The organism is Delftia sp. 11MD, assembly GCF_050907895.1.
Lineage (GTDB): Bacteria > Pseudomonadota > Gammaproteobacteria > Burkholderiales > Burkholderiaceae_C > Comamonas > Comamonas tsuruhatensis.
Map to the genome: position 1 here is coordinate 2,479,082 of NZ_CP194333.1, position 25,247 is coordinate 2,504,328.

Genomic DNA, 25,247 nt, shown 5'->3' on the forward strand with positions numbered 1-25,247 from the left:
CTCGCATGAGTGGCCAACCCGCAGCCCGCATCACCGACAGCGTCGTCAAGGGCAAGATCGTCACCGGCTCGCGCACCGTGCTCATCGGCAGCCAGGGGGGCCTGGCCTGCTCCGTCTGCCCGGGCGGCATCACCGTCAGCTCCCCCGTCAACCCCCAGCTCGGCGCCAAGGTCCTGCTGGGCGCACAAGACCTGGACTTCGCCCTGCCATCGGCTGCGCTGCCCGTGGCCTGGCAGCGCCAGTACAGCAGCTACGTCAACCCCGAGCACGGCGCGGCCTGCGGGCTGCTGGGCCATGGCTGGCACCTGCTGCAGGAGCTCAGCATCCGCCTGCAGGAAGAGGCCACCTTGCTGCTGGACGCCAGCGGCCGCGTCATCACCTTCGACCAGCCTCTGGCCCCGGGCGGCCAGCTGCACAGTGCCAGCGAAGACATCTGGCTGCTGCGCGGCGGCAGCCCGGAGCCGGACGGCGGCACAGCGCCCTGGGCTGCGAACCCGCGCTGGTCGCATGTGGAGGCGGCGCTGGCGTGCAATCCCGAGGCCATCCTGGCCTTCAGCGGCGATGGCGACACCCTCTGGGGCTTTGGCCCCCCGCCCGGTGAGTCGGTCGATGGCCCCTGGCGCCTCATGGCCCAGATCGACCGCTTCGGACGCCGCCAGCTCTACCACTACAGCGACGGCAAGACCACGGCCCCGGACGTCAACGGCAGTCCGGAACCGCTGCCCGCAGGCCGCCTGGTCTCCCTGAGCGACGGCACAGGCCGGCGCTACCGCCTGCTGCACCAGCGCATCCACGGCGGCAAGGACGCGCAGGGCCTGAACGGACTGTGGGGCGCCGACGATGGCTGGCGCCTCATCGGGGTCGACCTCACGCAGGACCCGTTGCATCCCGTGTCCACCCCCATCGCTCCCATCACGCTCGTGCGCTACGGCTACAGCAGCGCAGGCGACCTCATCACCGTCCACGACCGCGCAGGCCAGCTCGTGCGCGAATTCGAATGGGACCACCACCGCATCAGCGCCCACCGCCATGCCAGCGGACCCTGGCACCGCTACCGCTACGAGAGCGCCCAGCCCGGCGCCCGCGTCATCGAACACAGCAACCAGGAAGGGCTGTCCTACCGCTTCGACTACCTCAGCCAACCGCCGGGCCCGGACGGCCAGCCGCGCGCGGCCACCCGCGTCAGCGACAGCCTGGATCGCATCGAGACCTACTACTTCGAAGGCACAGCGGGCCTGTCGCGCCTCATCGCCCACCACAAGGCCGACGGCAGCCGCTGGCTGCAAAGCTACGACAGCTTCGGCCGCCTGGCCTCTCGCACCGACCCGCTGGGCCGCAGCGTCCACCTCAGGCGCGACGGCCAGGGCCGGCTCATCGGCGTGCAACTGCCCGACGGGCGCAGCACCCAGCAGGAGCATGACGATGCCACGGGCCGCCTGCTCAGCACCACCGACACGGCAGGGGCCACCACCGGCTACCAATACGACGCCTGGGGCCGTCTCACCCAGATCACCCAGGCCGACGGCAGCACCGAGCGCTACCACTACCCCGACCCCCAGGAAGCGCCGCTCACCTGCGACAGCCCCCGGCGCATCGAAGACGCCCAGGGCGGCAGCAAACAGCTGGCCTGGAGCGATGCGGGCCAACTGCTCAGCTACACCGACTGCTCGGGCCACAGCACGCACTACCACTACGACCGCTGGGGTGCGCTCATCGAAGTGGGCAACGCCCTGGGCCAGCGCCAACGCCACCAGCGCGACGGCCAGGGCCGCATCGTGGCCAGCGAACTGCCCAACGGCCAGATCGAGCGCTACCACTACGACAGCGCAGGCCACCTCACGCGCATCGAACCGGCCCAACCCCCGCTCACCCCTCTCATGGGGGGACAAAGCCCTGCTGCACCGGCCGCCGACCCCAGCATCCACCTGCGCTACGACCTCTGGGGCAGGCTGGTCCAGCGAACACATGGCGGCCTCACCCTGGCCTTCGAATACGACAGCGCTGGCCGCCTCACGCGTCTCGTCAACGAAAACGGAGCCCAAAGCCGCTTTGCCTGGGACGCGCTGGACCGGCTCGTGCAGGAAGAAGGGTTTGACCAGCGGCTGCAGCGCTACCGCTGGGATGCGGCAGGCCAGCTCATGGAAGCCACGGACGGCAACGCTGCACGGCAAAGCAGCAGCCACTACCGCTGGGACGAAGGCGGCAGATTGGTCGAACGCCAGCTGCCCGCCACGGCCCATGCGCCGGCCCAGACCCACCGCTACGAATGGGATGCGGCCGGACGCCTCATGGCCGCCAGCGTCTGGCAGCACACCGCAGAGAACACCATCCAACTGCAAAGCCGCATAGCACTGGAACGCGATGCCCTGGGCCGCATCACCGCAGAAGTGCAGCAGCTGTACCGGCCCGGCAAGCACAGCAACGGGGGCGGCGGCGCAGACCAGATCGAATACGAACACCGCATCGCCCACAGTCTGGATGCGCTGGGCGCACGCCAGCACAGCCAGCTGCAAGGCCTGGGAGAGATCGCCTGGCTCACCTACGGCTCAGGCCATGTGCACGGACTGCAGCTCAACGGCGCCGGCCTCATCGACTTCGAACGCGACGCCCTGCACCGCGAAGTCCGCCGCAGCCTGCACCCACCCACTCCCGCAGCAGATGCAGAAGCAGATGCAGACGCACACCACCCCCTGCAGGTGCAACGCCAATGGGACAGCATGGGCCGCCTCACGGCCCTGGGCACCACAGGCCTGCAAAGCATGGAAGGCAGGGAACACCTCGTCCAGCCCCTCATCGGCCAGATCCTTGGCCGCCGCTACCACTACGACAGCCTGGGCCAGCTCGTTGCCATCGAACAGGCCGGCGCCCCGGGCCAGGCCGCACAACTGCTGCGCTACGGCTACGACAGCGCCGGGCGCCTCAGAGCGGCCACCGACAGCCAGGACCCCAGACCACCGCCCGCTGGCAGATCGACCCTGCCGGCAACCGCCTGCCAGCACTCGGTGCACCCGGTGCACCGGGCCAGACGAACACCCAGGACAGCTGGGCCGCCCAGGTCCACGCCCACTGGCGGCACACCGACTTCAACCTCATGGGCCTGGGCCACCTTGCAGGCCAGCGGCAAGGCCCCGTGCAGCGCTGGGAAGACAACCGCATCGGCTTCAGCGAAGACCGCGTCTGGCGCTACGACCCCTGCGGCAACCGCATCGCGCAAATGCATGCAGACCACAGCCAGCAGCAACTGCACTACGACGGAGCACACCAGCTCATCGCCGTGCGCAGCAGCCAGATCCAGGGCAACGCCGAGCAGTTGCGCCACCACAGCCGCTACACCTACGACGCCCTGGGCCGCAGGCTCAAGCAGCAAGTGGAAAGCGCAGACAGCAGCACCAACCCCGCCGGCACCCGCACCCACTACTACGGCTGGGACGGCGACCGCCTCATCCACACCGAGCGCCTGCAGCATGGCGATGACACGCGCCACATAGAACACACCATCTACGAACCCGGCAGCTTCACGCCCCTGGTGCGCCTGAGCACCACGGCCAGCGGCGACCCCAAGACGAGCCCCACCTGCTGGTGCAAGCCATCGCCGCAGGCCTGCCCGACCAGGACGACCCCAACCACACGCCGGCCCTGGCCCTGATGCAAACCATGCTCGACGCCATGCCGCGCGACATGCAGCAAGACGCGGCCCGCCACCTGCGCCACACCCTGGACCACGGCCTGCCGTCCGGCGCCCAGGCCATGCTGGGCGAACAGGCCGAGGGCACGGCCCGCCTGCTCACCGGCATGCAGACCCAACTGCAGAAACAGGAAAAAGAACAGCACGCCCGCATCGCCATCCACCACTACCACTGCGACCATCTGGGCACGCCCATGGCCCTGACCGACCAACGGGGGCTAGTCACCTGGGCGGCCAAGCTGGACCCTTGGGGCAATGTGCTGCAGGAGTACAACCCGCAAGGCATCCACCAGGCGATCCGGCTGCCAGGGCAGCACCATGACAGGGAAACGGGGCTGTATTACAACCGGCATCGGTATTACGATCCGGTGGTGGGGAGTTATGTGAATCAGGATCCGATTGGGTTGGCAGGTGGGGTCAATAAGAATATTTATGTCAAAAATCCAAACAAAGGCATAGATCCACTAGGTTTGATGGAAGAGCTGAGTCATATATGGAATATCGGGCCATGGGATGCTCTTAGTACAAGATCTGATAATAAAGATGCCCTGTCTACAGCTCAGAGAAAATTTCCAAGAAATGAGTTGCACAATGGAAAGGGCGATGCATTCCGTCATTGTTATTGGTCTTGCATTATGAGCTTAAGGATGGGGGTAGACCAGGCGAAATCTGTTGGCGATACTCACGAGGAGTATGGAACAAAAGCAGGTCAAGCAAAAAAGGAGGAAATAATGGATTTGCACAACAATCAAAAAGGCAGAAATTGCTCGCTATCTTCAAAAACAAAAAATGACTGTGAAAATAAATGCCAAGATAGTCTTGATGATGGCAGTCTATGGTTTATAGATAAAGATTCTGGCGCGCTCACCACAAGCCAAGATTGGCAAATTCCATGAAAATTAAATTAACAGCAATTATTATTATTTCAATAATATTGAGTTGGTATTTCTTTAAAAAAGATGATTTTAGTTATTATATAAATAGAGATTACGATTTTGTTTGCATATTTCCGCCATATACACCCAAATTATTTATTATTGAGGATTTGAAGAAATATTCAAATAATGTAAAAGATAATATGAAATATAAAGAATCAATGGATGACGGAATTTTTACTTATTTCTTTTTAAAAAATAAAGAAATAATTTCTTCTGGTGAAGAAATGGTGATAAATAATTCGATGGGTAAATATGGGTGTTTTGGTAAATAAAATATTACCATGATTTAATATTTCGTGGGATAAAGACTATTGCCAAGTGGCATAGATTTTTCTTGGCTAATGCACTCATGCAGTTAAGCGAGACTTTTGATATTGCATCTATGCAAAGGTGGGTGTGCACGTCGATCTATAACATTTCAGCAGGCCGGTAACAGCGCTATCCACCACTACCACTGCCATTGCGGCCACTCGGGCACACCAATAGCCCTGACGGACCGGCGAGGGCCAGCCAAGCTGTATCCCTGGAGCAATGCGCTGCAGTAATACAACCCGCAGGGCATCCACAAGGCGATGCGGCTGCTGGGGGCACGCTTAAGACGCCGCCGTTGCTCGTTCAAATAGAACAAGGTATTGATTGTGGTAGATTATTCCCTTATCAAAAATATTGCTTTTGGCATAAAAAAATATGTAGAAAAACAGGAGATTCTACATCTTTCTTTCATGAGAACCCATAGTGATCTTGTGAAGCTATCAAATATAGAATTTCTTCCTCGCAGCGGATTTGTTTTTGATGAGGAGATGAATAAGTGGGAATTTAAAAAGCATGGATGTGGTTATGAGTTCTCTCATGAAGGTGCGGTTATTGATATAAATGATTATTTCCTGTCGAATGGAGATTTTTTTAGCGCAAATAGATTATTCTTCTATTTTGAATCGATTGGATTTAATTTCAAAAACCAATATGCTGATGATGCAATTAAATCAGCCTTGATTTATTTGGAATCTACAGGAGAGATCGTGAAGGTGCTGCCGACGGGGTATTATAAGTTATTTTCATCTTAATGCTGTCATTAATTTAATTGTTAATCTAGTTAATAAAGGGGATAAAATCTTATTGATTTTATAAATGCATAACAAGCTCCAGGGCTACTCACAATCGGCGGGTAACAGGATAGGAAGATATTGAGATGCCTCGCTTGAAATATCCTGAAATGAGAATGGAATTGCTCGGATATTTGAGGAAACTCAAGGATTTGAAGTATCAGATGAAAGCCTGGGTGAATCAGGACTTTCCTGCAGACGTTCAATACGACCATCTTGATTTGGCCATACATTTCATTTTTGACGATACGGATCTTGGCAGTGATGCTCGTATGGCGATCGGTGAAATTCTTCTCGATGGGCAGGAGGCATCACTGATGGGGCAGTTGGTGGATGCCATCAATGCCGTCTTTGAGGCGTACGGCACGGACATGCCGGAAAGCTTCTACATGCAAGTTGGCGAATGGACGAGAGTGGTGGCCTGTGCCGAAAGGGCGTTCGATTGTCTGGAGGGGCGCCACGCCGCTGGCTGCCCCGAGCCGCTGGATTGACACGGGCATGCCTGCCAGCCGACTAGCCGGGGCAAGACCATGGCTGATCGTGATGTCCAGTCGGTGGTGAAGACTACCGTACCGTTTCCCGGTTCGTGGAACAGCAAGATGTTTTCCACTGGTAGCCCGCCCCCAAACCTGCCGGACAATCCATGGAAACCAAGGCACCGTTCCATGACAACTTCAACCCCCCTTCCTGAACCCGAATTGAGAGCCTTCGCCGCGGCGGCGGCCGAGCAGCAGCGATGCACGGACTGCGCTGTGCTGTGGAGGCCGGGCTGGGAGTCCTTGTCGGGTGCGGACAAGACTTCGCATCTGCAGCAGGTTGGTGCGCTGGGCACGCCGGAGACACGGGAATTGCTTGATGAATACCACCCACAGGGCACGAACCAGTGGTCGCCGGATGCTCCCATCGCCCTGGGCTGGCACCCGTACAACCGCTGCACGCTCTGGCGCTGCCACCATTGCAATGCCGCCTTTCTGCGCTACACGGAGTACGGCGGCTACTACCAGGACGATCGCATCCGGCCGCTGCTGGCGCATCTGATCGTCACGCCCGAGCAGGGCCGCGTCTGAGCGGCGCTGCTCGGCCGGCTCAGGTCCAGTCGAAGGTGAACAGCGCCGTGCGGCTTTCCGGCTCGTAGAACAGCAGGATGCTGTCCGCGCCCGTGGCGCACCAGTTGTAGCCGGCCACGTTGGCCACGTGGAAGAAGGGCTTGCCGTCGCGCGTGATGCGGATGCCGTCGTCTTCCAGTTCATCGCCCATGCCGGCGTTCTCCGCCTCGTCCAGCTGAAAGGCCGGGGGAATGGGCGGGTGGCTGGTCCAGTTGCCGTACCAGATGCCGCCGCCCAGGCTGTCCAGGTAGTCCTGCTCCACGGGCTCGCCCTTGCCGTAGCGCGAGTAGCTGGCCAGTCGGCCATGCTGGGCGTAGTAGGCACTGGCCTTGGCGTGGCTGGCCAGCATTTCGTCGGTGTGCTCGCAGGCGTAGGCGTCCTTGGTGAACTGGCCGCCATGCTGCGGCGCGCGCTGGAAGAAGCCTTCGTTGCCCAGGAAGCGGTAGCGGTTGTCGGGCGTCAGTTCCAGCGCAAACCAGTTGGGGGCGGTGAAGGCGTTGTGGTGGGCTTCGGTCTCATCGCCTATGCAGCCCTCGAAGGGCTCGACGGGGCACAGCATGTGGACCACGGTGCCGGCCAGTTCGGGCCGCACCAGGCCCAGGTCGATGGAGATCAGCGGCAGCAGGTGCTCTGCCAGCCAGGGCTGGTCGGCCACGAAGATGTCGGCGGCGGCGGGGAAGGGGGTGAGGCCCGGCTTCAGTTCGCGGACTTCGGTTGGCTGGGACAAGAGGGGCTCCTTGGCGGATAGAGGGGGTTGGGAATGCGGGGGGCGCTGCGGGCCGGGTGTCAGGTGATCTCGAAGATGTCCTGGTCCGATGCGGCTGCGCTCTCGTGATAGATGTCGTACAGGTACTGGGCCAGTTCGGCGTGGGTCACGTCGGCGGGGATGGCCAGCAGGGCAGGGGCACGCTTGCCGTCCGCGCCCACGTTGAAGCAGCGCCAGTGGGCGTCTGCCCGTTCGATGGCGATGATGCGGCCAAAGACATTGAAGCGGTATTTTTCCAAGCGGGTGTCTCCTGGTGAGCGGGCATCGTAACGGGAGCCGGTGGCATATCCGTGTTCTCCCCATGTCCGTGGTGGCGGTTTGTCCATATATTTCAAACCTAAACTATTCAGGCCTAAAGTGATTGGGCACTGTTGCTGAACCTGGGGCGCCTGCCGCCCTGCGAGAAAAGGGTTTGCGGTATGAAGATCGTCTGTATCGGTGGAGGTCCCGCCGGCCTGTACTTCGGCCTGCTGATGAAGCTGCAGGACCCCGCCAACGAGGTCACGGTGGTGGAGCGCAACCGGCCCTACGACACCTTTGGCTGGGGCGTGGTGTTCTCGGACGCCACCATGGACAACCTGCGCGAGGCCGATCCGGTGTCGGCCCGCACCATTGGTGACGCCTTCAACCACTGGGACGATATCGACATCCACTTCAAGGGCCGAAGCCTGCGCAGCAGCGGCCATGGCTTCATCGGCATAGGCCGCAAGAAGCTGCTCAACATCCTGCAGGCGCGCTGCGAGGACGTGGGCGTGAAGCTGGTGTTCGAGAACTTCGTGCAGGACGACCAGGCGATGGCGCGCGAGTACGACGCAGACCTGGTCATCGCCTCGGACGGCATCAACAGCCAGGTGCGCACGCGCTATGCCGATACCTTTCGGCCCGATATCGACCAGCGCCGCTGCCGCTTCGTGTGGCTGGGCACGACCAAGGTGTTCGATGCCTTCACCTTCGCCTTCGTGCAGACCGAGCACGGCTGGTTCCAGGCCCATGCCTACCGCTATGAAGACGGCATGTCCACCTTCATCGTGGAGACGCCCGAGGAGACCTGGCAGGCCGCCGGCATAGAGCAGATGAGCCAGGAAGAGGGCATTGCCTATTGCGAAAAACTGTTCGCCCCCTGGCTGGACGGCCATGCCCTGGTCAGCAATGCCACGCACCTGCGCGGCTCGGCCATCTGGATCCGCTTTCCGCGCGTGATCTGCAATACCTGGGTGCACTGGAATGCGCTGGACACGCTGCGCGGCCCGCGCAGCGTGCCCGTGGTGCTGATGGGCGATGCGGCGCACACGGCGCATTTCTCGATTGGCTCGGGCACCAAGCTGGCGCTGGAGGATGCGATCGAGCTGGCGCGCAGCCTGCGGTCTGCGGGGGGCATCGAGGCCGGCCTGCGCCACTACGAGGAGGTGCGTAGCGTGGAGGTGCTCAAGATCCAGAACGCGGCGCGCAATTCCACGGAATGGTTCGAGAACGTGGAGCGCTATGCGGGCCTGGAGCCGGAGCAGTTCGCCTATTCGCTGCTGACGCGCTCGCAGCGCATCTCGCACGAGAACCTGCGCCTGCGCGATGCCGCCTGGCTGCAGGGCTTCGAGCGCTGGATTGCCGAGCATGCGGGCGAGACCGTGCCCGAAGGCCGCCGCCCGCCCATGCCCATGCTCACGCCCTACCAGGCGCGCGGCCTGCGGCTGAAGAACCGCATCGTGGTCTCGCCCATGGCCATGTATTCCTGCACCGACGGCGTGCCTGGCGACTTCCACCTGGTGCACCTGGGCGCGCGCGCCATGGGCGGCGCGGGCCTGGTGATGGTGGAGATGACCTGCACCTCGCCCGACGCGCGCATCACGCCCGGCTGCCCCGGGCTGTGGAACGACGAGCAGGCGCAGGCCTTTGGGCGCATCGTTGATTTTGTGCACGCGCAGGGCGGGGCGCACATTGGTATGCAGCTGGGGCATGCGGGCCGCAAGGGTTCCACCCAACTGGGCTGGCAGCAGATCGACCATCCGCTGGAGCAGGGCAACTGGCCGCTGCTGTCGGCATCGGCCCTGCCCTATATCGAGGGACTCTCGCAAGTGCCCCGCGCCATGACCCGCGCCGACATGGACCGCGTGCGCGAGGACTTCGTGGCCGCCACGCGGCGCGCTGCGGCAGCGGGCTTTGACTGGCTGGAGCTGCACTGCGCGCACGGCTATCTGCTGTCCAGCTTCATCTCGCCGCTGACCAACCGGCGCGATGACGAATATGGCGGCAGCCTGGACAACCGCCTGCGCTTTCCGCTGGAGGTGTTCAAGGCGGTGCGTGCAGCCTGGCCGCAGGACAAGCCCATGTCGGTGCGCATCTCGGCCCATGACTGGGTGGAGGGCGGCATCACGCCCGACGATGCGGTGGAGATCGCACGCCGCTTCAAGGCGGCGGGCGCCGACATGATCGACTGCTCCTCGGGCCAGGTCAGCCCCGACCAGAAGCCGGTGTACGGCCGCATGTACCAGACGCCGTTTGCCGACCGCGTGCGCAACGAGGCCGGCATACCGACCATTGCCGTGGGCGCCATCTTCGAGGCCGACCATGCCAACGCCATCATCGCCTCGGGCCGGGCCGACCTGTGCGCGCTGGCGCGTCCGCACCTGGCCGATGCCGCCTGGACGCTGCGCGAGGCCGCACGCCTGGGCGCCCATGATGTGGACTGGCCGCCGCAGTACCAGCCCGGCAAGCGCCAGTTGGAAACCAACTTCGAACGCGCCGTCGCCATGGCGCAGTTGGACGCGAAATGAAACTACACCCCCTGAGTCGCTTCGCGCCTTCCCCCTCTCTCGCTTCGCGGGAGGGGGACGACACCGTCGGTGCGGGGCGGCCCTTCCTCGGCGTCCCTCGCTGTGTGGCGCGCCGGTTTCATAGGTTGCGGGTGGCTCGCATCGCCACGGGTGATTGAAATGACCATATCTTTGAATCTTCTTGAAGGGCGCCATGCCCTGGTGACGGGCGGGGCGCGCGGCATAGGCCTGGCCTGCGCGCGGGCGCTGCTGGCGCGCGGCGCGCGGGTCACGCTGCTGGGACGCGATGGTGCGGCGCTGGAGGCTGCCGTGCGCGAGCTGGGCGGCACGGCACCGGCAGCACAGATGGTGCAGTCCGTGCAGGCGGATATTGCCGACGAGGCCTCGGTGCGCCAGGCCTTCGCGCAGGCCGAGGCGGCCTTCGGCCCCGTGCAGGTGCTGGTCAACAACGCGGGCCAGGCCAGTAGCCAGAAGTTCGAGCGCACCGATGCCGCACTGTGGCAGGCGATGCTGGCCGTCAATCTCACAGGCACCTTCCACTGCATGCAGGCCGCGCTGCCGGGCATGCTGGCTGCGCGCTGGGGCCGCATCATCAATGTGGCCAGCACGGCAGGGCTGATCGGCTATGCCTATGTCAGCGCCTATTGCGCGGCCAAGCATGGCGTGATCGGCCTCACGCGCTCGCTGGCGCTGGAGACCGCAGGCAAGGGCGTGACGGTGAACGCCGTCTGCCCCGGCTACACCGAGACCGACATCGTGCGCGGCGCCGTGGCCAACATCGTGGACAAGACCGGCATGACGGCGGATGAGGCCCGTGCCAGGCTGGCCGAGCGCAACCCGCAGGGCCGCCTGGTCCAGCCCGAGGAAGTGGCCGAGACCGTGGCCTGGCTGGCCCTGCCGGCGTCCGCCTCGGTCAACGGCCAGTCCATTGCCGTCGATGGCGGCGAGGTGATGACCGGCTGAACCCGGTCCACCCCCGTTTTCTGAATTCTTGATGGAGACACCATGAGCACCCAGCCCGAAGAACACAGCATGAAGCACCACAAGCGCCCCCTGGCCGGCTACGAGGCCAGGACATTTGTGTGGCAGGTATCGGCCGACGGCAAGATCGGCACCATCATCCTGAACCGGCCCGAGCGCAAGAACCCGCTGACCTTCGGCTCCTATGCCGAGCTGCGAGACCTGTTCCGCGCCCTGGTCTATGCCACCGACATCAAGGCCGTGGTGGTCACGGGCGCGGGCGGCAATTTCTGCTCGGGCGGCGATGTGCACGAGATCATCGGCCCGCTCACCAAGATGAGCATGCCCGAGCTGCTGGACTTCACGCGCATGACGGGCGACCTGATCAAGGCCATGCGCGCCTGCCCGCAGCCCATCGTGGCGGCCGTGGACGGCATCTGCGCGGGCGCGGGCGCCATGGTCGCGCTGGCGGCCGACATGCGCCTGGGCACGCCCGCGGCGCGCACGGCGTTTCTCTTCACCCGCGTAGGCCTGGCCGGTGCCGACATGGGCGCCTGCACGCTGCTGCCGCGCATGATCGGCCAGGGCCGCGCCTCCGAGCTGCTGTACACGGGCCGCGCCATGACGGCCGAGGAGGGCGCTGCCTGGGGCTTCTTCAATGCATTGCACAGCCCCGAGCAGATCGGCGAAGCCGCCCACGCGCTGGCCGCCCAGCTGGCCGCCGGCCCCACCTTTGCCCATGGCGTGACCAAGAAGCTGCTGCACCAGGAATGGAACATGGGCGTGGACGAGGCCATCGAGGCCGAAGCCGAGGCCCAGGCCATCTGCATGCAGACGCGCGACTTCCACCGCGCCTACGAGGCCTTCGTGGCCAAGCAAAAGCCCGTCTTCGAAGGAAACTGAAAATGCGTGATTCCTCCTGGCTGGACTGGCCTTTCTTCGACGACGCCCACCGCACGCTGGCGCATGAGGCCGATGCCTGGTGCGCCCAATCCCTGGGCGATGTGGACCACCACGATGCCGATGCAGCCTGCCGCCAACTGGTGAAGGCCCTGGGCCAGGCCGGCTGGCTGCGCTATGCCGTGCCGTCCGGCCCCGGCGGCGCCTGGGGCGGGGCCTTGCCCGAGGTGGACTCGCGTGCGGTCTGCATCCTGCGCGAGACCCTGGCCCGCCATGAAGGCCTGGCCGACTTCGCCTTTGCCATGCAGGGACTGGGCAGCGGTGCGATATCGCTCATGGGGTCGGAAGCGCTGCGCCAGCGCTACCTGCCGCGCGTGGCGCGTGGCGAGGCCATTGCGGCCTTTGCGCTGTCCGAGCCCGATGCCGGCTCCGACGTGGCCGCCATGGCCTGCGAGGCGCGGCTCGAAGGCGACCACTATGTGCTCAACGGTGCCAAGACCTGGATCTCCAACGGCGGCATTGCCGACTTCTACTGCGTGTTCGCCCGCACGGGCGAGGCGCCGGGGGCGCGCGGCATCAGCGCCTTCGTTGTCGATGCGGACACGCCGGGTTTCTCCATTGGCGAGCGCATCGAACTGATTGCGCCGCACCCGCTGGCCACCATCCGTTTCGACAACTGCCGCATACCCGTGTCGCAGCGCCTGGGCGAGCCGGGGCAGGGCTTCAAGCTGGCCATGATGACGCTGGACATCTTCCGCGCCTCGGTGGCCGCCGCCGCACTGGGCTTTGCGCGCCGCGCGCTGGACGAAGGCCTGGCACGCGCGAAGTCGCGCCGCATGTTCGGGCAGACCCTGGGCGACCTGCAACTGACCCAGGCCGCGCTGGGCGACATGGACACGGCCATCGACGCATCGGCCCTGCTGACCTACCGCGCTGCCTGGATGCGCGATGTGAAGAAGACGCGCACCACGCGCGAGGCGGCCATGGCCAAGATGACGGCCACTGAATCGGCCCAGGCCGTGATCGACCGTGCGCTGCAGATGTTCGGCGGGGCGGGCGTGGTCTCGGGCATGCCGGTGGAGACGCTGTACCGCGAAATCCGCGCGCTGCGCATCTACGAGGGCGCGACCGAGGTGCAAAAACTCATCATCGCGCGCGAGCTGCTCAAGGCCTGAGCGGCAGGCTGCCCATTCAACGCAAAGCCAGGGAACATCGCATGCAAGCCTCCGCCCACATCGATACTTTCGCCCGGGACAACCTGCCGCCGCCTGACCAATGGCCCGAGTTCCTGCTCGACGGGCCGGACGTGGCCTATCCCGAACGCCTGAACTGCGCGGCCGAACTGGTCGATGCCATGGTGGCGCGCGGCCAGGGCGGCCGCGTGGCCCTGCGCTGGAGGCAGGGCGCGGACCAGGCCGCCATGACCTATGCCGAACTGCAGGCGCTGACCAACCGCATCGCCCATGTGCTGGTGGAAGACCTGCAGCTGGTGCCCGGCAACCGGCTGCTGCTGCGCGGCCCCAACAACGCCATGATGGCCGCGTCCTGGCTGGCCGCCATCAAGGCCGGGCTGGTGACGGTGCCCACCATGCCGCTGCTGCGTGCCAAGGAGCTGCAGCAGATCATCGCCAAGGCCCAGGTGCAGGCCGTGCTGTGCGATGTGCGCCTCAAGGACGAGGTGCAGCTGTGCCTGCAGCCCGGCCATGAACACCATTGCCCTGACCTCTCGCGCGTGCTGTATTTCAACGATGGCGCAGCCGATGCGCTGGACGCCCTGGCCGCAGCCAAGCCCGACACCTTCGCCTGCTGCGACACGGCGGCAGACGATGTCTGCCTCATCGCCTTCACCAGCGGCACCACGGGCGCGCCCAAGGGCTGCATGCATTTCCACCGCGACGTGCTGGCCATGTGCGACCTGTTCCCGCGCCATGTGATCCGGCCGGGCCCGGACGACATCTTCTGCGGCACGCCGCCGCTGGCCTTCACCTTTGGCCTGGGCGGGCTGCTGTGCTTTCCGCTGCGCGTGGGCGCCAGCACCGTGCTGGCCGAAAAGCTCACGCCCGAAGGGCTGCTGCAGCTGGTGCAGGATTTCCGCGCCACCATCGTCTTCACCGCACCCACCTTCTACCGGCAGATGGCGGCGCAGGCAGCGCGCTTCGATCTGTCGTCGCTCAGGAAAAGCGTGTCGGCGGGCGAGGCCCTGCCGGACGCCACGCGCCAGCTGTGGAAGCAGGCCACGGGCATCGAGATGATCGACGGCATCGGCGGCACCGAGCTCATCCACGTCTTCGTGTCCAGCCCGCCCGAGGAGGTGCGCGCGGGCGCCATCGGCAAGGTCGTGCCCGGCTATGTGGCCCAGGTGGTGGACGACGACATGCAGCCCGTGCCCGACGGCACGCCCGGCCGCCTGGCCATCAAGGGGCCGACCGGCTGCCGGTATCTTGCCGACGAGCGCCAGAAGCGCTTTGTGCAAAACGGCTGGAACCTGCCCGGCGATACCTTTGTGCGTGATGCCGACGGCTATCTGTTCTACCAGGCGCGCAATGACGACATGATCATCTCGGCCGGCTACAACATCGCCGGCCCCGAGGTGGAGGACGCGCTGCTGCGCCACGAGGTCGTGGCCGAATGCGGCGTGATCGGCGCACCCGACGACGAGCGCGGCCAGGTGGTCAAGGCCTTTGTGGTGCTCAAGCCCGGCTTTGCGGCCGGCGACGACATGGCGGCCACGCTGCAGGCCTTCGTCAAGGCCAGCATTGCGCCCTACAAGTACCCGCGCGCCATTGTCTTCGTGCCGGCCCTGCCGCGCACCGAGACCGGCAAGCTGCAGCGCTTCGTGCTGCGCAAGATGCCGTGAGCGCGCGCCATGGCCTCCGCCTTCGTCAGCCAGGTGCAGGTGCTGTTTCGCCATTGCGATCCGGCCGGCATCGTCTTTTACCCGCGCTATTTCGAAATGGTCAACGACCTGGTCGAGGAATGGTTCGACAGGGGAATGGGCCTGCCATTCCACACCCTGCATGTACAGCGCCAGGTGGGCACGCCCACGGTGTCGGTGCAATGCGATTTCACGGCGCCCAGCCGCTGGCACGACACGCTGCGCCAGGTATTGGAGGTGCGCCGCATCGGCGGGGCGTCGTTCCAGTTCGATGTGCGTTTCGAGGGGCCGGACGGCCAGCGACGGCTGTCTGCGCGCATGACCATCGTCACCATGGATTTGCGCAGCATGAAGGCCGCGCCACTGCCGGCCGATCTGCGCGAGCGCCTGCAGGCCTATCTGGTGCCGCAGGACGGTTTTACGGATTCAACGAGAACAGGATGAAGCAATGAAGACTCTGCAACCCCCGGACTGGCTGGCGCCCCGAGGCTATGCCAATGGCATCCTCACCGAAATGACGGTCGGCTCCCGGCTGGTGTTTGTCGGCGGGCAGATTGGCTGGAACGGCCAGCAGCAATTCGAGACGGACGACTTTGCCGGACAGGTGCGGCAGGCGCTGGCCAATATCGTCGCCATCCTCGCCGAAGGCGGCGCCAGGCCCGAGCACATCGTGCGCATGACCTGGTATGTGACCGACAAGCAGGAATACGTGGCGGCCTATCCGGCCATTGGAAAGCACTACCGCGAGCTGATCGGGCGGCATTTCCCCGCCATGACGGCGGTGGAGGTGGCGGATCTGGTGGAAGACCGGGCCAAGGTGGAGATCGAGGTCACGGCGGTGGTGCCTGCATGACGCACCTCTGAGCATGTGCCCGCGCATGTGCGCCGCCGTGCGGGCGGGCCCACGCGCGGCAGGGACTCACTTGATTTCGAACAGGGTGCGGTCCTTGCCCAGGATCCAGTTCGGCGGCTTGCCGCGGCCGGTCCAGGTCTTGCCGGACTCGGGGTCCTGGTACTTGGCGGGGGCGCTCTTCTTGCCATCGGGCTTCCAGGGGAAGACCTGCTGTGCCGTGAAGCCAAACTCCCGGACCAGTTCCTGCACCGATGCCAGAGCCGCTTTGGACTCCAGCTTGCGGGCCTCGTCGATTTGCTGGTCGAGCAGTTTTTTCTGGGCAATCAGCTCTTGGTATGTAGTCATCTTGATAGAAGAATTTCTAAGTGCGGCTATTTGTCGAAAACTGCGCAGCAAGAACAACGACCCGGAACTCTTTACGCAATGGTCAAGGTTGGTGCATGTGCAGTGGGGGATGAAGATATCACCGTAAGTATAAATACTGATGATGTGAGCGTTCTATGGGGTGTAGACAGCTTCTTCTCATGCCTGGGCATATTCCGAGGCGATCCGCATTATATCCAGCAGCATCTTGATAACCGCCACTTTACAAAAGCTGTTGCGTCTTTGTTACATTTGCAGAGCATTGTGGTTGGCGCTTCCTCCTCTGGAGAGGGCGTGCTGGCATGCTTTTCCTGGGCAGCCGCGACGAGGTGATCGTACAAGTTCCCATTTCAGAACCGGTTGCGGGTGTTGATTTTTTTTCATCAATCGATTTTATTTATCGATTTATAAAATAAATTACATGTGATTCGATTCTGCTATTTAATCTTGCGATTAACACGCGTTGTTTCATTTGTCTTGTCGATTGGCTGGATAGATTTTTTGTATTGCGAGGATTGAATTCCTGGCCGTGGTTTGAAATATCTTCCGCCGATATCGCGTAAATTCATGAGCCGTTGATTGCCAGGCCATTGCAGTCCCGGGAATGCCTTTGGGGCTGATTCTTCAGGCGCAGTTTCGCGGCCCGGCCATGCCCGCCAGGCAGCGGGCGCGTACCGAACGCTTGATTGGCGTGCCACCAACAGCCTGTTAGGATCGCCGCACTACAACGATCCACACCCTGGCAGACATGGCAAGAAGGCAGACCAGTGCCCACGACGGCAACGAGACCCGCGAGACCCTTCTCAAGCTGGCCGCCCGCACCTTCGGTGAGCAGGGCTACTCTGCCACCACCATGCGCAACATTGCCGAGCAGTCCGGGATCGAGGCCGCCAGCATCTACTACCACTTCGCCTCCAAGGAGGAGCTGGTGGACGAGGTCATGGAGCAGGGCGGCAACCGCATCATCAGCCAGCAGCAGGAGCGCCTTGCCGCGCTGGGCGCCGACGCCACGGCCGAGCAGCGTTTCCGCGCAGCCGTGCTGGGCCAGATGGCGGGCCTGATCAAGCATGGGGACTTCGCCCTGGCCCACGGCCGCCTGCTGGGCCAGTTGCCCGACAAGGTGCGCGAACGCCAGATCAAGCGCCGCGAGCGCCACCAGAAATTCTGGAGCGGCCTGCTCGAAGACCTGCGCGCCGAAGGCCGCCTGCGGGCCGATGCCGACATCCACCTGGCGCGCATCATGATCCTGGGCAGCATCAACTCCATACAGTCCTGGTTCAACCCCCGCAAGGGCTCGCTGGAGAAGGTGGCGGACCAGATCTGCGACATGTTCTTCCGGGGCGTGGGGCCCGCAGATCAATAGGCACAATGCGGGAAATCGCCAGTCGGCTGTCACATGCCTGTGCCATATTGCCGCGCTGTCTCCGGGGCCCATGCTGAAAATGCCGGCGGATAGTTAACGATATTGAATTGTCAATAGTAAGATCGCCGTCTTATGCGTCTGCTTGTTTTGCGCCTGCTATTGCTGGCCGTGTTCTTCAACACGGCCATTGGCATGCCCCGGCATGGCGCAACGCATATCCGGCAGGCGGCGGCAGCGCCCGGCCAGGCGTTTGCCGGCCTGAACGGCTGCGAGGACAAGGCGCCGGCCGATGAAAAGACGGAAGCCGCGGAAGCCGTCTGCGTCTGGTGCATGGGCCATGCACCGCATGCGGCGGCCTGGCTGCCGCACTTCGGCCTGCCGCTGGCCGTGGCCGCACCGCCTGAGAGGGTGCCGCCGCGCACCGTGGGCGGCGCCATCCCCTCGCAGAACCGCTGGGCCTTTGCATCGCGCGACCCGCCGCGCTGAATCCGCAAGCACTTTTCTCCTTCTCTGCCGCCGGCACCCGTTGGTGCTGGCGGCATGTCCGTGTTTGCGCGCGCCGGCTTCTGATGCCGGCGGCATGCGCCCGTGCCCGTTTTCATCATGACTGCCTTCTCCATCCTCGCGAAGCCGCTCCCCGGCCTTCGCCCGCTGCCGCTTGCCCTGAGCGCTGCCGCTTTCTTCTCCACGCCCGTGCTGGCCCAGGGCCAGGAACAAACTGCGGCATCCGTGCCGTCAGCGCCGTCGCCCCAGGAGCAGACCCTGCTGCCTGCCGTGGAAGTCGTGGGCCGCACGGCCTCGGGCGCCTATCACACCGATGAGGCGGCAGGCGCCAAGACCGACCTGCCGCTGCGCGAGCTGCCGCAGTCGGTGCGCGTGATCACGCGCCAGGCCATGGACGACCTGGGAGCCACCAAGCTCGACGATGTGCTGGACTATGTGGGCGGCGTCTCGCGCCAGAACAACTTTGGCGGCCTGTGGGACAACATCGTCATTCGCGGCCTGCCCGGCGATCAGAACGTGGGCATGGCCACCTTGTTCAACGGCTTTTCCTCGGGGCGCGGCTTCAACGCGCCGCGTGATCTGGCCGGCGTGGAGCGCATCGAGTTCCTCAAGGGCACGGCCGCTGCGCTCTACGGCAGCAGCGAGCCGGGCGGCACGCTGAACGTCGTCTCCAAGCGTCCGCTGTGGACGCCTTCGCATTCCGTGGAAGCCTATGCGGGCAGCTACGGGCTGCGGCGCGGCGCGCTCGACAGCACGGGGCCGATTGGCGAGAACTTTGCCTACCGGCTCAACATCGCCGTGGAGGACCGCGACAGCTTCCGCGACTTCGTGGGCGCCAGCCGCCAGGTGATTGCGCCGGCCTTCACCTGGAAGCTGGGGCGCGATACGGTGCTGGAGTACTCGGGCGAGCTGCTGCGCCACAAGACGCCGCTGGACCGTGGCGTGGTGGCCGTGGGTGACCGCCTGGGCGCCATCTCGCGCAGCCGCTTCCTGGGCGACCCGCGCGACGGCGATGTGACGGTGGAAAACCGCACGCACCAGTTCATCCTCTCGCATGAGTGGAGCGCGCAGTGGCGCAGCCGCCTGGGCCTGTCCTACCGCGAGACCTCGATCAACGGCTTTTCCACCGAACCCCATGCGCTGCTGGCCAATGGCGACCTGACGCGCCAGCGGCGTTTCCGCGACTACCAGTCCGACGATATCGCCGTGCAGGCCGAGCTGCAGGGCACGGTGAAAACGGGCACCGTCGAACACGAGCTGCTGCTGGGCCTGGAGAGCTTTCGCTTCGACATGGATACGGTGATGCTGCGCGCCAACCCCACGGCGGCCAATCCCTATGCCATCAATATCTACAACCCCGTCTACGGCGGCACGCAGCCCGTGCCCACGGCCAATACCGATACCTTCGAGCGCCAGCGCAACACGGCCTTCTACCTGCAGGACGCCATCAAGCTCTCTCCCCAGTGGCGCGTGGTGGCCGGCCTGCGCATGGACCGCTATGACCAGTCGCTGCACAACCGCCGCACGGGCGCGACCACGCAGCAGGACCCGACCTCGACCTCTCCGCGCCTGGGCCTGAGCTGGCTGCCGCTGCCGCAATGGACCTTCTATGCCAACGTGGGCCGCTCGTTCCGGCCCAACGTGGGCGTCGATGTGGCCGGCGCGGGCTTCAGTCCCGAATCCGGCCGCTCCATGGAACTGGGCGCCAAGTGGGAAAGCGCCGACCGGCGCATGGGTGCCACGGCCGCGCTGTTCGACATCCGCAAGCGCAACGTGCTGACGGCCGACCCGGGCAACGCCGGCTACTCGGTCTCGGCCGGCGAGATCCGCAGCCGGGGGCTGGAGTTCGACTTTGCCGGCCAGGTCACGCAGCGTTGGCGCCTGAATGCGAGCCTGGTGCTCAACGACGTGGAGATCTCGCGCGACAACACGCTGGAAGTGGGCGGGCGCCTGCTCAACGTGCCCAAGGTCAACGGCAGCGTGCTGGCGGTCTACGAGAACGCCTTCTCCAACGGCCAGCGCTACGGCATTGGCGGCGGCGTCACCCGCGTGGGCAAGCGCCTGGGCCAGGCCCGCACGCAGGCCGAGGCCGACGCTGGCAAGGCGGCCTTCGATCTGCCCGGCTACACCACCGCCAAGCTGGTGGCCTACTGGCGCATCAGCCCCACGCTGCGCCTGACGCTGGACGTGGACAACCTCTTTGACAAGACCTACTACACCAGCTCGTACAGCCGGCTGTGGGTGACGCCGGGCACCGCCCGCACCGTCACCGTAGGCCTTCAAGCCAAGTTCTGAGCCCCGCCATGCATCCATCCCTTCCTGTTTCTTCCAACCCCACTTCTGCCTCCACGCCCGTGCTCCAAGCGCTGGGCGCCGTGGTGGACTATGGCGAGCGCACCATCCTCCAGGGCCTGGACCTGGCCGTGCATGCTGGCGAGATCTATGCGCTGCTGGGCGCCAACGGCGCGGGCAAGACCACCACGCTGAGCCTGTTCCTGGGCTTTGTGCGGCCGCGCAGCGGCCAGGTGCGCGTGCAGGGCGTAGACCCGGTGACGGCTGCCGCGCAGGCGCGCGGCCTGATCGCCTATATCCCCGAGAACGTGGCGCTGTACGAGCACCTGAGCGCGCGCGAGAACGTGGCCTATCTGCTGGACCTGGCGGGCCAGCCGGCCAGCAGGGATGCCATCGGCCAGGCCTTGTCCGCTGCAGGGCTGGATGCGGCCGCGCATGACCGGCGCGTCTCGGGCTTTTCCAAGGGCATGCGGCAGAAGGTGGCCATTGCGCTGGCGCTGGCACGCAAGGTACCGGCGCTGCTGCTGGACGAACCCACTTCGGGCCTGGACCCGCAGGCCACGGCCGAATTCAGCCGGCTGATTACGCAGCTGCGCGGCCAGGGCGTGGCCATTCTCATGGTCACGCACGACCTGCTGGGGGCTGCCGATGTGGCCGACCGCATGGGCTTCATCGCGGGCGGCAGGCTGGTGGAGGAGGTGGCGGCCCGTGGGGAAGAGCGCTTTGACGTGCGGGCACTGCACCGCCACTACGCGGGTACAGGTTCGGGTGCGAGTGCGAGTGCAGACGCAAACGCACACGCAGACGCAGACGCAGACGCAGACGCAGGCGTGCAGGGGGCCGCGGCATGAGCACGGCCTGGACCATTGCACGCGAGGAATGGCGCCTGCTGCTGCGCGACCGCGTGGCCGTGCTGGGCATGGTGCTGTGGCTGCTGCTCGGTGCTACTGCCGCCTTCACCGCCTGGGACCAGCGCAGCGCGGCCCAGGCCCAGCGCGAACGCCACCAGTCGCAGGTGGATCACGAGTTCGAGGCCCAGCCCGACCGCCATCCGCACCGCATGGTGCACTACGGCCATTTCGTGTTCCGCCCGCTCAATCCGCTGGCGGCCTTCGATGCGGGCATAGACGCCTACACCGGCCACACGCTGTTTCTCGAAGGCCACCGCCAGAACAGCGCCAACTTCGGCGATGTGCGCCAGTCGTCGCTGCTGCTGCGCTTCGGCCAGCTCACGCCGGCCTTTGTGCTGCAGGTGCTGGCACCGCTGCTGCTGATCTTCGTGGGCCATGCCTGCATCGCGCGAGAGCGCGAGGCCGGCACCTTGCGCGTGCTGCTGGCCCAGGGCGTGGGCATGCGGCAGTTCGTGGCCGGCAAGCTGCTGGCGCTGACGGGCGTGGCGGCCCTGGTGCTGCTGCCCGCCTTGCTGGCCCTGGCCTGGATGGCGGTGGCCACGCCCGTGCCTATCAGCCTGGTGGCCGCGCTGGCGGCTGGCCATGTGCTGTGGCTGCTGCTGTGGGCCGTGGGCATCACCGCGGTCTCGGCCCTCATGCGGCGCGGGCGCGATGCCTTGCTGGCCCTGCTGGCCGCCTGGGCCATTGGCGTGGTGCTGGTGCCCCGGCTGGCGCCGGAGCTGGTGGGCGCGGCCCTGGCATTGCCCACGCGCTTCGAGACCGACATCGCCACGGCGCGCGAGCTGGCGGCGCTGGGCGACAGCCACAATCCCGACGATCCCTACTTCGCCGCCTTTCGCGCCAAAGTGCTTGCGCAGTACGGCGTGTCGCGTGTGGAGGATCTGCCCGTCAACTACAAGGGCCTGGTCGGCATGGAGGGCGAGCGGCTGACCAGCGAGCTCTTCAGGCGCCATGCCGAGGCCAGCTTCGATCTGCAGGCCCGGCAACTGCGCAGCGCCGACGGCTTTGCCCTGGTCAGCCCCTTGATTGCGCTGCGCCGCCTGTCCATGGCCGTGGCCGGCACCGACCTGCAAGGCTATCGGCGCTTTCTGGAGCAGGCCGAGCAGCATCGCTACCGCATGGTGCAGGCGCTCAACCAGCTGCAGGTGGACAAGCTCAGCTACGCGGGTGACCGTTCCAGCCGAGACAACCGCATCAGCCACGAGCACTGGCGCGGCGTCTCCGACTTCCATCACGAGCCCGATCCGCCGCTGGCGGCCTTGCGCCGCGCGGCACCCGCAGCCTGCGTGCTGCTGGGATGGCTGGCGGCGCTGGCGGCCGCCTTGCTGGTGGCCACGCAACGTCTGGGGAGGGTGGTGCGATGAGCTGGCTACGACATGAATGGCGTCTTCTGACGCGCTCGCGCCTGGCGTTGTGCGCCCTGGCCCTGCTGCTGTTGCTGTCCACGCTGGCAGTGCTGTCGGGCCTGCGCGAGATCTCGTCGCAGCGCCAGACCCTGGACCGTCTGGCCCAAATGCAGCAGCAGGAAATGGCGGCCCAGGCAGGTCGGCATGCACAGTCCGGCGATGCGGGCTCGGTGGCCTACTACGGCTTTCACAGCACCTGGGATGCACCGTCGTCCACGGCCTTCCTCGCCCTGGGCCTGCGCGATGCCGCGCCCTATGTGCTGCGCGTGCGTGCCCTGGCGCTGCAGGCGCAGCTGCATGAAGGCGAGAGCTTCAACCCCGAACTGGCGCTGGCGGGCCGCTTCGACTTCGCCTTTGTGCTGGTCTACCTGGCGCCGCTGTTCCTGATTGCACTGCTCTACGACCTGGTCTCGGGCGAGCGCGAATCGGGACGCCTGGGCACGCTTCAGGCCATGCCCGGCAGCGGGCGCCGGCTGTGGCTGCGCCGTGCGGGCCTGCGTTCGGTGCTGTTGCTGGCATGCCTGGCGCTGCCGGCCCTGGCAGGGGCATTGGCCAGCGGTGCGCAGGCGGGCGCCATCGCCTCCGTGCTGCTGAGCGCCACGGCCTATGTGGCCTTCTGGAGCGGGCTGTGCCTGGTGGTCGCCACGCTGGGCGGCAGTTCGGTGGCCAACGCCATGGCCCTCATGGGCTGCTGGGCCGTGCTGACCCTGGTGCTGCCCACGCTGGCCAATGCCGCGCTGTCGCGCGCCGTGCCCGTGAGCCAGGGCGTGGAGCTGATGCTGGCCCAGCGCCAGACCGTGCATGGTGCCTGGGACCTGCCGCGCGAGCAGACCATGGAGCGCTTCTTCCGCAACCACCCCGAATGGCGCAACACCGCGCCGCTGCCTGCGGGCTTTCACTGGAAGTGGTACTACGCCTTCCAGCAGCTCGGTGATGAAAGCGTCGCCCCCCAGTTCGCTGCCTATCGGGAAGGCCTGCAGGCGCGCCAGGCCTGGACCGGGCGCCTGGGCTGGCTGCTGCCCGGCGTGGGCGTGCAGGCCGCATTGCACCGCCAGGCCGGCACCGACCTGCTGGCGCAGCTGGCCTACCAGGACGACATTGCCGCCTTCCATGCGCGGCTGCGGACTTTCTTCTATCCCTATCTGTTCGAGGACCGTCCATTCGGCGCGAAGGACTTTGCAGCGCAGCCGGTCTTCACGGCCAGTCCGCGCCATGCGCCGCAGACCTGGGGTCAGGTGGCGATGCTCTGGGCGGTGGCTGCGCTGGCCTTGCTGGCCGGGGGCGTTGCCGCAGGCCGCGTGCGGCCGGGCAGGCGCTGAGGCAGCGGACCGGGGAAAAAGAAACAGCCATGGCGCAGGGAAGGCCTGCGCCATGGCTGTCGGCTTGCCGATGCCTGGGCCTGAGGCCCGGGGCCCGCCGCTACTGCACGTTCTGGTGGCAGTCGCTGCAGACGCCGTACATCGTCATCTCATGGCGTTCCACCACAAAGCCTTCGGGCACGATGCGCTGCATGTCGCCAAGGCAACCGGGCACGTTGAACACGCGGTTGCAGCTCATGCAGCGGAAATGGTGGTGATGGGCGCGGCCGCTGAGTTCGTAGCGCGTGGCTTCGCCGGGCAGGTCCACGGCCTGCACCTCACCGGCTTCCATCAATTGCTTGATGTTGCGGTACACCGTGGCCAGACCGATGGCCGGCACTTCGCGCTGCGCTGCGCCCAGGATTTCAGCGGGGAGCAGGGGGCGCCCGGCCTCTTCCATGACCGTGCGTATCGAACTGCGCTGGCGGGTCGAGCGTTCCATTGGCCTGAACAAGCGCTCCACGATGGGCTGAGTGTGTCTAGTCATGGTAGTTCCGTTATTTACTATAACAATCTCGAAGCGATTAATCAGTGTTCACGAACGCTCACAGCCGAAATGGAACTGTGCCTGCCTGTAGCTCCTGCAAGCATGGGGATGCAATCCCTGCAACGGTTCTTTTCTTCAAAGAGAAAAAATCACATTGGACGGACAACAGGTATTCCATTCTTGCGGTTTTGCGCGAGTATATGTCGTGAGCATTCGATGGACCTTGTGCGAAGGTTAAATACCATAGCCGTCGACAATGCTGTAATGGGATGTAATTGATCTATTGTCTGAAGAATGCTTGAAACAAGGGTTGTGCGGCATTTTGCGCAGGTCCTGCATCCGACGGAAACTGCTGGAGACGCGATGCAATGGATTGCATGGGCAGTGTATTACCGATTCAAGCAGATTGCCTCAATGCACCTCGTTTGTCCATCATCCATTCCCTGGAAGAAAGGTGTGGCCATCCCGTAATGGTTCATGTCACCCCATGTCGATTCAGCATCCGGGCACCATTTGCCGAGCAGTTGCTTCGTCGTGAATTGCGTGGTCAGAAAACATCAGCCAGCTCCTTGGCCACGATGCGGGAATGAACAGCGAAAGCACAAGCAT

General features: G+C 64.7%; 21 protein-coding genes and 2 pseudogenes. 19 read left to right on the forward strand and 4 right to left on the reverse strand.

The window, feature by feature from the left end; genetic code table 11:
* Nucleotides 1-5: 5 nt before the first annotated feature.
* The 6 genes and pseudogenes from ACRSCF_RS11185 to ACRSCF_RS11210 all read left to right on the forward strand — a co-directional run.
* Nucleotides 6-4,158: pseudogene (locus ACRSCF_RS11185) on the forward strand (RHS repeat-associated core domain-containing protein); the annotation flags it as partial.
* A 45-nt stretch (nucleotides 4,159-4,203) separates the two neighbouring features.
* Nucleotides 4,204-4,581: pseudogene (locus ACRSCF_RS11190) on the forward strand (DUF6973 domain-containing protein); the annotation flags it as partial.
* The gene (locus tag ACRSCF_RS11195) at nucleotides 4,578-4,895 is read left to right on the forward strand and encodes a hypothetical protein (protein WP_432675771.1); all 318 of its coding nucleotides are present in this window, start codon (nucleotides 4,578-4,580) and stop codon (nucleotides 4,893-4,895) included. The pseudogene ACRSCF_RS11190 and the gene ACRSCF_RS11195, both read left to right, overlap by 4 nt.
* Before the next feature lie 366 nt (nucleotides 4,896-5,261).
* Nucleotides 5,262-5,687, forward strand: a complete 426-nt coding sequence (locus ACRSCF_RS11200; RefSeq protein WP_244388045.1) for a DUF6896 domain-containing protein — start codon at nucleotides 5,262-5,264, stop codon at nucleotides 5,685-5,687.
* Nucleotides 5,688-5,812: 125 nt separating this feature from the next.
* Nucleotides 5,813-6,217, forward strand: coding sequence for an SCO4402 family protein (locus ACRSCF_RS11205; protein WP_034368076.1), 405 nt, complete (start codon nucleotides 5,813-5,815; stop codon nucleotides 6,215-6,217).
* Between the two features lie 174 nt (nucleotides 6,218-6,391).
* Nucleotides 6,392-6,793 carry a hypothetical protein gene (locus ACRSCF_RS11210; RefSeq protein ID WP_034368079.1) on the forward strand — a complete coding sequence of 134 codons (402 nt, stop codon included), beginning with the start codon at nucleotides 6,392-6,394 and terminating at the stop codon, nucleotides 6,791-6,793.
* A 19-nt stretch (nucleotides 6,794-6,812) separates the two neighbouring features.
* Here the strand turns inward: ACRSCF_RS11210 and ACRSCF_RS11215 are convergent, their stop codons facing one another.
* Together ACRSCF_RS11215 and ACRSCF_RS11220 are read right to left on the reverse strand one after the other, a co-directional pair.
* Nucleotides 6,813-7,559 carry a hypothetical protein gene (locus ACRSCF_RS11215; RefSeq protein ID WP_016450628.1) on the reverse strand — a complete coding sequence of 249 codons (747 nt, stop codon included), beginning with the start codon at nucleotides 7,557-7,559 and terminating at the stop codon, nucleotides 6,813-6,815.
* Nucleotides 7,560-7,618: 59 nt separating this feature from the next.
* A complete protein-coding gene (locus ACRSCF_RS11220; RefSeq protein WP_016450629.1) occupies nucleotides 7,619-7,837 on the reverse strand; it encodes a DUF7661 family protein in 219 nt (72 codons plus the stop codon).
* Between the two features lie 180 nt (nucleotides 7,838-8,017).
* Here ACRSCF_RS11220 and ACRSCF_RS11225 point away from each other — a divergent pair, with 180 nt between their 5' ends.
* From ACRSCF_RS11225 to ACRSCF_RS11255, 7 genes are all read left to right on the forward strand, one after another.
* Nucleotides 8,018-10,366: a bifunctional salicylyl-CoA 5-hydroxylase/oxidoreductase gene (locus ACRSCF_RS11225; RefSeq protein ID WP_244388046.1), complete on the forward strand. Its 2,349-nt coding sequence runs from the start codon at nucleotides 8,018-8,020 to the stop codon at nucleotides 10,364-10,366.
* A gap of 159 nt (nucleotides 10,367-10,525) precedes the next feature.
* Nucleotides 10,526-11,329: an SDR family NAD(P)-dependent oxidoreductase gene (locus tag ACRSCF_RS11230; protein ID WP_046240937.1), complete on the forward strand. Its 804-nt coding sequence runs from the start codon at nucleotides 10,526-10,528 to the stop codon at nucleotides 11,327-11,329.
* 42 nt (nucleotides 11,330-11,371) lie between these two features.
* Entirely contained in the window at nucleotides 11,372-12,229 is an 858-nt protein-coding gene (locus ACRSCF_RS11235; RefSeq protein ID WP_034368082.1) for an enoyl-CoA hydratase family protein, read from the forward strand.
* Between the two features lie 2 nt (nucleotides 12,230-12,231).
* A complete protein-coding gene (locus ACRSCF_RS11240; RefSeq protein ID WP_016450633.1) occupies nucleotides 12,232-13,401 on the forward strand; it encodes an acyl-CoA dehydrogenase family protein in 1,170 nt (389 codons plus the stop codon).
* A gap of 41 nt (nucleotides 13,402-13,442) precedes the next feature.
* Nucleotides 13,443-15,083, forward strand: a complete 1,641-nt coding sequence (locus ACRSCF_RS11245; protein WP_432675776.1) for an AMP-binding protein — start codon at nucleotides 13,443-13,445, stop codon at nucleotides 15,081-15,083.
* A 9-nt stretch (nucleotides 15,084-15,092) separates the two neighbouring features.
* Nucleotides 15,093-15,545, forward strand: coding sequence for an acyl-CoA thioesterase (locus tag ACRSCF_RS11250; RefSeq protein WP_244388047.1), 453 nt, complete (start codon nucleotides 15,093-15,095; stop codon nucleotides 15,543-15,545).
* A gap of 4 nt (nucleotides 15,546-15,549) precedes the next feature.
* Complete coding sequence (locus ACRSCF_RS11255; protein ID WP_016450636.1) at nucleotides 15,550-15,954, forward strand: RidA family protein; 405 nt, start codon at nucleotides 15,550-15,552, stop codon at nucleotides 15,952-15,954.
* Nucleotides 15,955-16,020: 66 nt separating this feature from the next.
* Here ACRSCF_RS11255 and ACRSCF_RS11260 read toward each other — a convergent pair whose 3' ends face one another.
* A complete protein-coding gene (locus tag ACRSCF_RS11260) occupies nucleotides 16,021-16,299 on the reverse strand; it encodes an H-NS family nucleoid-associated regulatory protein (protein ID WP_016450637.1) in 279 nt (92 codons plus the stop codon).
* 766 nt (nucleotides 16,300-17,065) lie between these two features.
* On the opposite strand from ACRSCF_RS11260, the gene ACRSCF_RS11265 reads away from it, so the two are divergent.
* The 6 genes from ACRSCF_RS11265 (at nucleotide 17,066) to ACRSCF_RS11290 (ending at nucleotide 24,112) form a co-directional block, all read left to right on the forward strand.
* Entirely contained in the window at nucleotides 17,066-17,680 is a 615-nt protein-coding gene (locus ACRSCF_RS11265; RefSeq protein ID WP_016450638.1) for a TetR/AcrR family transcriptional regulator, read from the forward strand.
* Nucleotides 17,681-17,812: 132 nt separating this feature from the next.
* Nucleotides 17,813-18,166, forward strand: a complete 354-nt coding sequence (locus ACRSCF_RS11270) for a hypothetical protein (protein ID WP_244388048.1) — start codon at nucleotides 17,813-17,815, stop codon at nucleotides 18,164-18,166.
* A 117-nt stretch (nucleotides 18,167-18,283) separates the two neighbouring features.
* A complete protein-coding gene (locus ACRSCF_RS11275; protein ID WP_043792450.1) occupies nucleotides 18,284-20,479 on the forward strand; it encodes a TonB-dependent siderophore receptor in 2,196 nt (731 codons plus the stop codon).
* 8 nt (nucleotides 20,480-20,487) lie between these two features.
* Nucleotides 20,488-21,327 carry an ABC transporter ATP-binding protein gene (locus ACRSCF_RS11280; protein WP_244388049.1) on the forward strand — a complete coding sequence of 280 codons (840 nt, stop codon included), beginning with the start codon at nucleotides 20,488-20,490 and terminating at the stop codon, nucleotides 21,325-21,327.
* Entirely contained in the window at nucleotides 21,324-22,751 is a 1,428-nt protein-coding gene (locus ACRSCF_RS11285; protein ID WP_016454676.1) for an ABC transporter permease, read from the forward strand. The genes ACRSCF_RS11280 and ACRSCF_RS11285 overlap by 4 nt, the downstream gene beginning before the upstream one ends.
* Nucleotides 22,748-24,112 carry a DUF3526 domain-containing protein gene (locus ACRSCF_RS11290; RefSeq protein WP_016450442.1) on the forward strand — a complete coding sequence of 455 codons (1,365 nt, stop codon included), beginning with the start codon at nucleotides 22,748-22,750 and terminating at the stop codon, nucleotides 24,110-24,112. The genes ACRSCF_RS11285 and ACRSCF_RS11290 overlap by 4 nt, the downstream gene beginning before the upstream one ends.
* Nucleotides 24,113-24,212: 100 nt before the next feature.
* Here ACRSCF_RS11290 and ACRSCF_RS11295 read toward each other — a convergent pair whose 3' ends face one another.
* On the reverse strand, nucleotides 24,213-24,638 hold the full coding sequence (locus tag ACRSCF_RS11295; protein ID WP_047469392.1) for a Fur family transcriptional regulator: 426 nt from the start codon (nucleotides 24,636-24,638) through the stop codon (nucleotides 24,213-24,215).
* Nucleotides 24,639-25,247 lie beyond the last annotated feature (609 nt).